Annotated in this window: 14 protein-coding genes; 6 read left to right on the top strand and 8 right to left on the bottom strand. The window is 38.8% G+C overall.

Going from position 1 to position 11,800, the window contains the following annotated elements; all coding sequences use genetic code 11:
- The 6 genes from AOB46_RS18115 to AOB46_RS18090 form a co-directional block, all read right to left on the bottom strand.
- A partial coding sequence (locus AOB46_RS18115) for a hypothetical protein (RefSeq protein ID WP_131724418.1) occupies positions 1-323 on the bottom strand: 323 nt, incomplete at its 3' end.
- A 134-nt stretch (positions 324-457) separates the two neighbouring features.
- Complete coding sequence (locus AOB46_RS18110; RefSeq protein WP_062701991.1) at positions 458-985, bottom strand: hypothetical protein; 528 nt, start codon at positions 983-985, stop codon at positions 458-460.
- A 15-nt stretch (positions 986-1,000) separates the two neighbouring features.
- Complete coding sequence (locus tag AOB46_RS18105; RefSeq protein ID WP_062701989.1) at positions 1,001-1,552, bottom strand: hypothetical protein; 552 nt, start codon at positions 1,550-1,552, stop codon at positions 1,001-1,003.
- A gap of 3 nt (positions 1,553-1,555) precedes the next feature.
- The gene (locus AOB46_RS18100) at positions 1,556-1,930 is read right to left on the bottom strand and encodes a hypothetical protein (protein ID WP_131724417.1); all 375 of its coding nucleotides are present in this window, start codon (positions 1,928-1,930) and stop codon (positions 1,556-1,558) included.
- A gap of 151 nt (positions 1,931-2,081) precedes the next feature.
- A complete protein-coding gene (locus tag AOB46_RS18095) occupies positions 2,082-2,951 on the bottom strand; it encodes a polyphosphate kinase 2 family protein (RefSeq protein WP_062701985.1) in 870 nt (289 codons plus the stop codon).
- A gap of 151 nt (positions 2,952-3,102) precedes the next feature.
- Positions 3,103-3,567, bottom strand: a complete 465-nt coding sequence (locus AOB46_RS18090; protein WP_062701983.1) for a DUF1573 domain-containing protein — start codon at positions 3,565-3,567, stop codon at positions 3,103-3,105.
- Between the two features lie 128 nt (positions 3,568-3,695).
- On the opposite strand from AOB46_RS18090, the gene AOB46_RS18085 reads away from it, so the two are divergent.
- From AOB46_RS18085 to AOB46_RS18060, 6 genes are all read left to right on the top strand, one after another.
- Positions 3,696-6,311: a valine--tRNA ligase gene (locus AOB46_RS18085; protein WP_062701980.1), complete on the top strand. Its 2,616-nt coding sequence runs from the start codon at positions 3,696-3,698 to the stop codon at positions 6,309-6,311.
- Between the two features lie 78 nt (positions 6,312-6,389).
- Positions 6,390-7,025: a DUF4241 domain-containing protein gene (locus tag AOB46_RS18080; RefSeq protein ID WP_062701978.1), complete on the top strand. Its 636-nt coding sequence runs from the start codon at positions 6,390-6,392 to the stop codon at positions 7,023-7,025.
- A gap of 67 nt (positions 7,026-7,092) precedes the next feature.
- Complete coding sequence (locus AOB46_RS18075) at positions 7,093-7,980, top strand: ribokinase (protein WP_062701976.1); 888 nt, start codon at positions 7,093-7,095, stop codon at positions 7,978-7,980.
- Between the two features lie 91 nt (positions 7,981-8,071).
- Positions 8,072-8,929 carry an alpha/beta fold hydrolase gene (locus AOB46_RS18070; RefSeq protein ID WP_062701974.1) on the top strand — a complete coding sequence of 286 codons (858 nt, stop codon included), beginning with the start codon at positions 8,072-8,074 and terminating at the stop codon, positions 8,927-8,929.
- Positions 8,913-9,557: an HD domain-containing protein gene (locus AOB46_RS18065; protein ID WP_062701972.1), complete on the top strand. Its 645-nt coding sequence runs from the start codon at positions 8,913-8,915 to the stop codon at positions 9,555-9,557. The genes AOB46_RS18070 and AOB46_RS18065 overlap by 17 nt, the downstream gene beginning before the upstream one ends.
- Positions 9,558-9,819: 262 nt before the next feature.
- Positions 9,820-10,338, top strand: coding sequence for a hypothetical protein (locus AOB46_RS18060; protein ID WP_062702007.1), 519 nt, complete (start codon positions 9,820-9,822; stop codon positions 10,336-10,338).
- Between the two features lie 56 nt (positions 10,339-10,394).
- Here the strand turns inward: AOB46_RS18060 and AOB46_RS18055 are convergent, their stop codons facing one another.
- Positions 10,395-10,625 (bottom strand): hypothetical protein, encoded by a 231-nt coding sequence (locus AOB46_RS18055; protein WP_062701970.1) that lies wholly within the window; start codon positions 10,623-10,625, stop codon positions 10,395-10,397.
- Between the two features lie 139 nt (positions 10,626-10,764).
- The gene (locus AOB46_RS18050; protein ID WP_062701968.1) at positions 10,765-11,655 is read right to left on the bottom strand and encodes a DUF72 domain-containing protein; all 891 of its coding nucleotides are present in this window, start codon (positions 11,653-11,655) and stop codon (positions 10,765-10,767) included.
- Positions 11,656-11,800 lie beyond the last annotated feature (145 nt).

The following is an 11,800-nucleotide window of genomic DNA, read 5'->3' as shown; positions in this document are numbered from 1 at the left end:
TGGGTAGCCCAGACAATGATCTGGCTCATATCACCGCCTGTTTTTCTCATCAGTTCGGCTTCAGTTACGCCGGTAGAAAGGATGAGTTCTTTGGAAGCGGGTACCAGAAGCGCTTTTCTTCTGTCACTCAGTTCAGAAGTATTTCTTTTTTTCTCTTCTTCCGTAGGTCTGTTCTGTGGATCACCCAGACTTTTAAAAGCTTTGTCGAAGTTTTCCATTTGCGGTGTTTTCATACTTTCTACGGTGTTTACAGCCGCACTTTCATTATTACATGAAGCCAAAAACAGAACAGCAAAAGCTGCCATTAAAAAATGTTTTTTCATAATTACTTTTTATTAGAATAAGTCTTTGATCTGTTTTACGAATTGACATTAAAAATCCTCGGAAGGCCAAAATATAAGCTTCCGGATGGATATTGTTCAGTAAAATAAACAGCTATAAAACTGCTGCTGTTGCTTTAAAAAATCTGCAGATAAGTAGTAGGACCGCTGGGGGTGGTAATAGTAAACCAATCGGCACTGGAAAAAGTACCCGTCAGCGAATTGCTAAATGCAGGATCAATGGTGGGATCTCCCAGGTTATACATGTCAGTCGCTCCGGTTACAGGATCTTTAAGCCAGAAATGAAAGCCTGCCCATTCATTAACAGAATTCATCACTGAAATAAAAGGGTGATTATAGTCATAGCCACCATTATTGGCCGGGTTGGTATAATCGGTAACATACCATTTAACAATAGGGAACGGTGCTGTTCCTGTAGTGCTGAAAGAGTCATACTGGGTAAAACCTCCTGTAGGAATGGTATAAGTGCCATAAGGCGGATTTGGTGCGGCATACATAAGAGGCCCCGGAGCACCCCCCGGCATTCCTGTACGGAATCTGCCCACAGCGTCCGAGACACTGTAATTCTGTATAATAATAGGTGAACTTTGGGCGAAAGCAGAAATTCCTGCTGCTACTGATAAAAGCAATGCTATTTTTTTCATATATAATACTGGTGATTAATTGATAAGCAGATAAGTATAAACCGTACCTCCCGTAGTAATGGTAAACCATGATGCATCTCCCATAGGAAGTGCATTAATGTAGCTGGGATTACTTACACATGGGTTTGCTGAATCACCAATATTTCCATTAAAGTAAGTTTCAGGATTAAGTGTTCCGGCATGAAACATCTGAAATTTAGACATAGACCATTTGGTGTTGCTGGAGATCACTCCTCCCGGCATCAGGCTGGGATGGTTCCAGGGACGTATGCTAGGGGTACCTCCTGTTGCAAGAAGAACCGACCACATAGATACTGAACTGGGGGATCCCGGAATATACTGGTCCCGGAAATTATCGTATTGAACCGTTGTTCCGGCTGGTACCAATATCATGGATGGATCGTAGGAAGCAATAACCGGATTACAGCCTGCTCCTGCAAAGTTATTGGCAAAAATAGTTCCCCGGTAATCATAATTAACAGACTTATTCATGATAATCAAAGGGCCTCCCTGTGCGTACATTAAAGAAACAGACAGGATTCCTAATAGTGAGAAAAGCTTTTTCATGATCTATTTTTCAGAATTAATGTTCTTACGGATTTCATCACTTTTCTTCATATAGATCTGAGTAGCCCAGACAATGATCTGACTCATATCACCGCCTGTTTTTCTCATCAGTTCGGCTTCAGTTACGCCGGTAGAAAGGATCAGTTCTTTAGAAGCAGGCACCAGAAGCGCTTTTCTTCTGTCACTCAGTTCAGAGGTGTTTCTTTTTTTCTCCTCTTCCGTAGGTCTGTTTTGTGGATCGCCCAGACTTTTAAAAGCTTTGTCGAAGTTTTCCATCTGCGGTGTCTTCATACTTTGTACAGTATTCGCAGAGGAGCTCTCATTGTTACAGGAAACAAGGCATATTACAGCGGCTGCTGATAATAATAATTTTTTCATAGTTAATAGTTAATAAGGTTTGGTGTTCTTAATTTTTGATAAAATTATAAAAAAAACTGATATGAACAATATATTATTCACTAAATAGGGTTTTTTTATGTAAAATTTAACTATTTTATTTAACTATGAGTTAGTATGTTACATTAGTAGATTATTCACTTTCCAGTGTTCTTTTAGCTTCTTCAAGCTCTGCTTTTTCTTTTTCGCCCAGTTGAGGATACTTAAGATTCATCCTTTCCAGAGTATCAATAATGATCTGTATTGCGGCTACTCTCGCAAACCATTTATTGTCTGCCGGAAGCACATACCAGGGAGCGTGGTCTTTTGATGTTTCATTAATTGCCGTTTCGTAAGCTTCCATATATTGACTGAACAACGCTCTTTCAGGAAGATCTCCTGCAGAAAATTTCCAGTTTTTTTCCTGCTCGTTGATTCTGTCCAGAAGTCTTTTCTTCTGCTCGTCTTTAGAAACGTTTAAAAATATTTTTACGATTGTTGTTCCGTTTTGGGCAAGATGCTTCTCAAAATTCCGGATGCTTTCATACCTGTTTTCCCAGAATTTGCGGTCAAAATCTTTTACCGAAGACCATGTTTTTTCACTCAGGTTGTATTCGGGATGTACTTTACAGACGAGAACACTTTCATAGTGGGAGCGGTTGAAGATCCCAATCATTCCTTTCTGGGGAAGAGCAAGGTAGTGTCTCCATAAAAAATCATGGGAATATTCCTTGGAACTTGGCGTTTTAAAGCTGGTGACATTACATCCCTGAGGGTTCACTCCTCCGAAAACATGTTCAATGAGGCTGTCTTTTCCGGCTGCATCCATAGCCTGAAGAACCACCAGAAGGGATTGGCTGCCATCAGCATATAGCTTTTCCTGAAGTTCACGTAGCTTTTCTTTTTCCTTAATCAGCAATAGTTCGCCTTCTTCTTTAGTTAGTTTTCCTTTATAGGCTGTTGATGCTTTTTGTATTGAGAATTTTCCGTTTACCTGAAAATCGTCTGAAAAATTGATGTCCATATCGTATTAAAAGATTAAAAAGTGTTTTAAATTTGTTGCAGATCCGGAATCCGGAAACGGAATTCCGTACATATTATATCTATAGGTACTATAAATGTAATAAAAAAACCGTCTCCAAGTGAAGACGGTCCTTTTATTTTTTTAGTAGAGATTACTTTGCGGCAGCTTTTTTCGCAAGTCTAGCAGCTTTTTTCTCAGCCTTTGCAGCAGCTTTCTGCTCTGCAGGAGTTAATGGCTTCGGTTCAGGAGCGTTTGGATCTACAGTACCCTGAATGTGGATTACACTTCTGCTGTTAGCCGGGTCGTTAGAAAAAACCTCAATCATCTTATTGAAAGGTCCGTTTGATGCAGTATTGTATCCAACTTTGATTTTAGCAGATTTTCCTGGCATGATTGGGTCCTGGCTGAACTCAGGGGTAGTACATCCGCAAGAAGGCTTTACATTGGAAATGATCAGAGGCTTATCACCAGTGTTCGTTACCGTGAAGAATCTTGTACCGTCAGCATTGGTTTTGATAGTCCCGTAATCATAAATCGTTCTGTCAAATGTAATAGTCTGTGCAGATGCCAGAGCAAATGTCCCAAATAATGCAATTCCTGCAATTAATTTTTTCATATTCTTGAATGTTAATATGTTTGTTAGATAAATTTTGAGAAACAAAGTTAAAAATTATTTTAATTCATACTTAAAATTTTTTTTCTTTAGACTATTTTTGCAAATTGTAAATTAAAGAAACAGAATTTATGCAGATTTCAGAAAAGTACAATCCACAGGAAACAGAACAAAAGTGGTACAATTACTGGATGGAAAACAAGTACTTCCATTCAGAACCGAATGACAAGCCGCCGTATACTGTTGTAATTCCTCCGCCAAACGTAACGGGGATCTTGCACATGGGGCATATGCTTAACAATACCATTCAGGATGTTCTGGTCCGTCGTGCAAGAATGCAGGGTTTCAATGCCTGCTGGATTCCGGGAACAGATCACGCTTCAATTGCTACTGAAGCTAAAGTTGTTGCTAAACTGAAGTCTGAAGGGGTCAGTAAATCTGATATCACCCGTGAAGAATTCTTAAAACATGCCTGGGACTGGACCAACAAATACGGAGGAACAATCCTTGAGCAATTGAAAAAATTAGGATGTTCATGCGATTGGGACAGAACCCGTTTTACCATGGAAGACAAGCTTTCGCAACAGGTAATCAAAAGCTTTGTAGACCTTTATAACAAAGGTTTGATCTACAGAGGATATAGAATGGTTAACTGGGATCCTGAAGCTAAAACCAATATTTCAGATGAAGAGGTGATCTTTAAAGAACAGAATGGTAAGCTGTATTTCCTTAAATATAAAATCGAAGGTTCAGAAGAGTTCCTTTCGGTAGCTACTACACGTCCTGAAACCATTTTCGGAGATACTGCCATATGCATCAATCCGAATGATGAAAGATATGCACATCTGAAAGGTAAAAATGCAATTGTACCAATTGTTAACAGAGTGATCCCGATTATTGAAGATGAATATGTAGATATTGAATTCGGAACAGGGGCATTGAAAATTACCCCTGCCCACGATACCAATGACTATGAAATCGGGCAGAAACATAATCTTCCGATGATTGACGCTCTGGATGATGACGGAAACCTTAATGAGCACGGTCTTCATTATGCTGGCCAGAACAGATTTGAAGTAAGAAAGCAGATCGCTAAAGAATTGCAGGAAAAAGATCTTTTGCTGAAAGCCGAAGACTATGTAAATAAAGTAGGAACATCCGAAAGAACAGGGGCTGTTATAGAGCCTAAGGTTTCAGTACAGTGGTTCCTGAAAATGTCTGAAATTGCTAAACCGGCTTTGGATGTTGTAATGGACGATGAGGTGAAGTTCTATCCTGAAAAATTTAAAAACACCTATAAGCACTGGATGGAAAACATCCGGGACTGGAATATTTCCCGTCAGCTTTGGTGGGGACAGCAGATTCCCGCATATTACTACGGAACAGGAGATGAAGACTTTGTAGTAGCCGAAACCAGAGAAGAAGCTTTAGAATTGGCAAAACAGAAAACAGGAAACAGTGAATTAACCACAGAAAACCTTAGACAGGATGACGATGCGCTGGATACCTGGTTCTCATCATGGTTATGGCCAATGTCTGTATTCGACGGGCTGCTTGATCCTGAAAATAAAGATATCAGCTATTACTATCCAACATCTGATCTGGTAACAGCTCCGGATATTATTTTCTTCTGGGTAGCCAGAATGATTATGGCCGGATTGGAGTACAGAAAAGAAGTTCCTTTCAAGAATGTGTACTTCACAGGGATCGTAAGAGACAAGCAGAGAAGAAAAATGTCTAAATCTTTAGGAAACTCTCCGGATCCTATTGAATTAATAGATAAATACGGGGCAGACGGAGTTCGTGTAGGAATTTTATTGAGCTCCGCAGCAGGAAATGACCTTCTTTTTGATGAAGATCTTATGCTTCAGGGAAGAAACTTTATGACGAAGATCTGGAATGCTTTCCGCCTGATCAATATGTGGAGTCATGAAGATAAACCTGCTAATGCAGCAGAAATTCAGACTATTGAATGGTTTGAAAATAAATTGAATAAAACAATTGCCGAAATTGAAGATCAGTTTGAGAAATTCAGAATTTCTGATGCTTTACATCTGATCTATAAACTGATCTGGGATGACTTCTGTGGATGGTATCTTGAAGCCATCAAACCAAACTATGGGGAAGGTATTTCTAAAGAAGTATATGACAGAACAATTGTATTCTTCGAAGAACTGATGAAACTTCTGCATCCGTTTATGCCTTTCTTAACAGAAGAACTATGGCATATCATTTCAGAAAGAAGCACAGAAGAAGCATTAATCATCGCTCAGCAGAAGAAATCCGGTGAATTTAATGAAGAAGTGATCAGAAAATTTGAAACCGCTGCAGAACTGATTTCCGGAGTTAGAAATTACCGTCAGACCAAAGGGATTTCTCCAAGAGAATCTGCTGAAATTTATACCAACGCAACTGAATTTGCCAACGAAGCAGTGATCAGAAAACTGGCCAACGTTTCTGAAATTCATTTTGGAACCAAAACAGATAAGCCAAGCTTTACATTCCTGGTAGGAGCTACTGAAGTTTCTATTCCTTTAAGCGAAAGCCTGGATTTAGGAGAAGAAAAAGAGAAGACAGAAGAAGAGCTTAAATATCTGAAAGGATTCCTGATTTCTGTAGAAAAGAAACTTTCCAATGAAAAGTTTGTAGCCAACGCCAAACCGGAAGTGGTGGAAACAGAACGTAAGAAGCAGAAAGATGCTCAGGATAAAATTGCTATTTTGGAAGAGAAACTGAAAAGTTTGTAACTTAGACAATAGCTTTATCAAAATGTCAGGCTGGGCACAAAACGTGTTCAGCCTGACAATTTAAAAAGAAGAATTAAAATGACACACCTAGAAAATATAAAAAAGCTGTTCTCGAAGGAGTTTGTAGAAAGCCCTCTGCTTGAAAGCTTTGAAGTAGGAAAGATCTACCTTTCCAGCGGTAAACTGGTGGCCTGTGATCCTCTGATCACCAATGATATGCTGCCGTTCTCTACAGAATTCCCAAAAGGAAATTTCTCTGTTCTGCTGCACAAAGAAAGAGAAAGTAACTGTGTGGCATATGCCGAAATTATTTTCAGCAGCGAAGCCGTTACAGATTGGAAAATGGCGGTAACTGACGGCCAGGATACCAAAGATCTTGCGGAAGAAGAAGTTTTTGGATATCCGGTAGAAAGCGGAATGGGGTGCTTTATGGATGCAGATACCCAGAACAGTCTCAACGAACTGGAAAAAAGACTTTACCACAGCAAAGGCGCAGATTTTATGGGAATTTACGAAGAATTTTTCCATGAATATTTTTTTGATGAGAAAGGGGCTATAGACCAGTATGCTTTTCTGAAGCCTTCCGAAGCGCATCCGGGAACTATTTTTGCATTTGAAACCGGATATGGAGAAGGATTTTATGCCAGCTATATTGCGTACGACAAGTCTGGAAAACCAGTCAAGATTATTACAGAATTTATTGAAATAAGTTAATTAAATTAGCTATTTTTGAAACGATATCTCAGGAATAAATTTTTATAAAATTAATGAAAAAACACCAATGAACTTCTCATCTGAACAACCCAAAATTATTGTTGTAGGCAGCTCATCTATTGATCTGGTTTTAGAAACAGAAAAACTTCCCCAGCCTAATGAAACGGTTTTAGCCGTGAATTCAGACAGCTACTTCGGTGGTAAAGGTGCCAATCAGGCGGTTGGAACGGCAAGACTTGGAGCCAGTGTCTATTTTGTAGGATGTGTGGGGATGGATCCTCTGGGCCAGCAGATCATGAGAAATCTGGTGAGCGAAAATGTAAACGTAGGCTTTGTTCATGAAACAGACCGTGAAGCAACCGGAACAGCATACGTAACAACCAGTAACGGAAATGCAGCGATTGTAGTGGTACCCGCTGCCAACAAGTGTCTGGGAATAGAACATATAGAAGAAGCAGACCGCTATTTTCATACCGCAGACCTTGTTCTTGTGCAGCTGGAAGTGGCTATGGAAACAGTAGAATATACTGTGAGAAAAGCTAAAAAATACGGCAGAAAAGTAGGCCTGTATGCTTCACCAGCCGTGAAATTAAGTGATGAGCTGATTGAAAATGCAGATTTCATTGTGGCTAAAAGCAGTGAGCTGTATATTCTTTTCGGTGAAGAACAGCGGGAAGAAGTACTTAAAAAATATTTCAATAAGGTTTTTGTAAGAGATGATACCAATTCTACCATCTATTTTGACGGAACAGAAATGAAGTACTACAGAAATGATAAAGACGAGACCGTTTATAAAATGGGAATGGGAGATGCCTTTACTTCAGGGTTTGCTATTGCACTCTGTCACGGAAATTCCATTCAGGAATGTGTAAAATTCGGGAATGAAGTCTCATCAAGGGTCTCCAGGGGGAAAGGTTCACAAACAGGGCTGCCAAGAATGTCAGATTTCCTTTAAAGCTATTTACCACATATCGAAACTCTGAGATTTTGTGTAAAATAATAAGTAAAATTTCCACTTTTATAGTGGATTTTTTCTTTTTACCTGTATGGAAAAACTTTCGCTTACCACAAAAGATCATATATCACTTACTGCACACCTTTTTCGGCCTGAAAAAAGTAACGGGAGCCTCCTGCTCATCAATTCGGCAACTGGGGTAAAGCAGCAGGTCTATTTTTCTTTTGCCCAGTACTTTTCAGAGCACGGGTTCACTGTTATTACCTATGACTACAGAGGAATAGGGCTTTCAAAACCTTCAGAGATGAAAGGCTTTAAAGCTTCAATGCGGATCTGGGGATCAGTAGATTATAAAACCTTAACACAGTATATAAAAGCTGAATTTCCGGAATACAGAAAATACTGTCTGGGACATTCGGTAGGAGCACTGATCCTGGGAATGAACGAAGACTCGGTAATGTTTGATGAATTGATTTTCGTTGGTACACAAAACGCTTTTGTAGGAAACCTGAAAGGAAAAACAAAAATTGAAGCCTATCTCGGATTCGGGATTGCACAGCCTGTAACAACCAGGTTATTAGGCTATTTTCCGGCCCATTGGTTCGGGCTGGGAGAAAGTCTTCCGAAAAATTGCGCATTTGACTGGAGAACCTTAATTTTAAACAAGAAATCAACCAACAGACTGCTGGAGAAAATTGATGATTATTCTAAAAAATTAACCCAGAAAACATTCGTGATACGCGCTGAAGATGATGCATGGCTGACAGAAAAAGGCGTTCTGAGCCTTTTGAATGATACCTACCCTAATCTTAAGCCCACCTACCGACTGGTAAAAACCTCCGAATCTGATAAAAAAGAAATTGGGCATATTAATTTTTTCAGAAGCTATAATCAAAAACTCTGGAGTATTATTTTAAACGAATTAAAAACTCATGAAAAGCGTAATTGAAAACACGGTAGCATTTGTAAAAGAAAAACTGAAAGGAGCGGAAGCCGGGCATGACTGGTACCATATTGAAAGAGTATGGAAACTTTCCAAAAAAATTGCAGACACAGAGACCTGTAACCATGATGTTGTAGAGTTGTCCGCATTGCTGCACGATATTGCAGACCCTAAATTTCACAACGGAGATGAAACCATAGCTCCAAAGATTTCAAGAACATTTTTGGAAGAACAGCAGGTTCCTGAAGAAGTGATAGAACAGGTTTTATTCATTATTAAAAATATATCGTTTAAAAACAGAAAAGAAATCCCCGAAAACCCGCCTGTTGAACTTAAAATTGTTCAGGATGCAGACCGTATTGATGCCATAGGCGCCATCGGAATCGGAAGAACATTCAACTTCGGAGGGTATAAAAACAATCCCATGTACGATCCGGAAATTAAACCCAATCTGGAAATGACCAAAGATCAGTATAAAAAATCGAATGGTACAACAATCAACCATTTCTATGAAAAATTACTGCTTTTAAAAGATATGATGAATACGGAAAAGGGTAAGCAGCTGGCTCAGGACAGACATGATTTTATGCAGGCATTTCTGGATCAGTTCTATAAAGAATGGAATGTTGACTAATATAAATTTTTAAATTAAGGCCGGAGAGGGGAAGGTGCCATTATTATTATCCGTCGTACTATAATTTCCTAATGGTATAAACCTGATAATGAATTTTCATTGGTTTTCAGGCTTCATAAAGCTTCCTTTTATCCGGCCTTTATCTTCTGCTTTTACCAAACTCAGGTGAAATCAGTATCTTTGCCGTATGGAATTTATCATTTTTGTTATCTTTTGGGCTTGTGTGCTTTCTCTGGTTTTGTTTAAAATAAAATCGGGAAAGGTGGCAAAATGGGCAAAGCTCTTCCGTATCCTTACAGTAGTGTCTTCTATTTCTATTTTTACGTATTGGTTTATTAAAAAAAGTGCAGTAGGATTTGTTGACAATTCAGTCGGGCTGCAGGTCATCAATAAACTTCCCCAGACACTGGATTTTTACCTGATTAATGTTGACCATGATGTTAACGGGGAATTACTTCCCAGGCATATCGGGAAAATACGTCCTGAATATTACAGAATTGAATATCTACAGATGAGTAAATCTGATGAATACTGGATCATAGGATACCTGGGCAAAAAGAATATGGTCTATTTCTCCCAGCATTCTGTGCCTAATAAAAATATAGACCAGATTGTGGAAGTGCAGAATTACATCAACCAAAGTGTAAAGCTTTCTGATATAGCAAAAAAACAGGTAGATGCCTACAATTATGAAAATGCAAAACTGGGAATCTGGGTTACCCTGGATTTTCTTCTTCTGTTTCTGAATCTGGTGCTTCTGCTGAGGAAAAATAAACAATAAGTAATACATTTTCAGATATATTACTTATTGCTCATTACCGGTACTTATATATAAAATCAAGGATAGTCCAGAATAAGCATTACCTGCTCTTTGTGTTCTTCAGGACAGCTTCGGATCAGTTTATCTTTATTTTGCTTGCTGATTTGCTGAGGTTCCAGCCATTCCGTCTGGTGTGAATTTAAACTATGATTGTCGTAATCCCTTTTTATTTTATGATCTTCATAAAAAGTATATTCATCGCCCAGCCAGTCGCTGACAATGCTGATTGTACAAATTTTTTTTTCCATGACATTTCGTATTTTAATATACCGCGTTCCAGGGGAACATCGGTATACTCTAAAATACTAATTTTTTCAATATAAACCAGTATTTTGGAAGATTTTATTTTCAACGGTCTGTTTTACACTGAAATAATTTTTGTCCTGATTAAAAAAGAGTACCTGTACTTTCAACAGCCATATGAGGAACATGAAGATCAGTTTTCCATGCTTCATTCATTCTCTTGATGAAGTAAGCCGAAAGCAGGGGAGATGCTTTCTCTACATTCTGATGTACAAAGAAGTATAGATTCTGAAGTCCTTCTTTTTTCCATCGTGTTAAATGTTCCATCCAGTCATCCAGGCGGTTATAATCACTTTCGGCGTTGGCGCCCACATAACGGATGAATGCGTTTGGTGTAGTCAGGCGCATGTGAAGCATATCTCTTCTTCCAGCAGTATCTACAATAATATTGGTGATATTATGGTCCTCGAAAAGTTCACAGGTTGTATTTAAAATCTCTTCATTGGTAAACCATTCCGTATTTCGGAGCTCAATGGCCAGGGGAACTTCTTTAGGCCAGTCTTTTACAAACTTTTCCAGTCTGTCATAGTCTTTTGGCTTGAAATTATCATGAAGCTGAAGGAAAGCCATTCCCAGTTTCTCGTCAAAATTCATAATCGCCTGAGCAAAGTGAGTTACTGGCTCGGTGACATCAATCAGTCTTCTGAAATGGGATACTGTATTGGTTATTTTGGGGAAAAATTTAAAATTTTCAGGCGTTTTTTCTTTCCATGTCATTACCTGTTCAGGGGTAGGCATTCCGTAGAATGTTGCATTCAGCTCAATAGAATTAAACTGTGTGGCATAATAAGTCAGCTCGTCCTTAGTTCCTTTGGGATAAAATCCTTTCAGATCGGTTTTATTCCATTTGGCACATCCAATGGAAATAGTATCCAGCCCTTTTTTATTACGGCTTAAAATGTCTTTTGTCCGGGGATGGTCTTTTGGGAGGGTAAAATCTATTTTTGAAGGATCTTCTACTTGTCCGAATTTCATAGTAATTTATTTTATTGTTTAAAATTAGACAATTTTTTGCTGATTGAGGTCCTCAAGCAAACAAAATCATCACAGCAGCGCACCAGGTTATTAAGTTCCGAAAACATTAGGAATAGGACCAGAATAAAAGCTGCCAGTTTTTGCA

It is taken from the genome of Chryseobacterium indologenes (assembly GCF_001295265.1).
Lineage (GTDB): Bacteria > Bacteroidota > Bacteroidia > Flavobacteriales > Weeksellaceae > Chryseobacterium > Chryseobacterium indologenes_A.
Note: the sequence above shows the minus strand (reverse complement) of the source record. Positions and strands in the feature narration are given on the sequence as shown.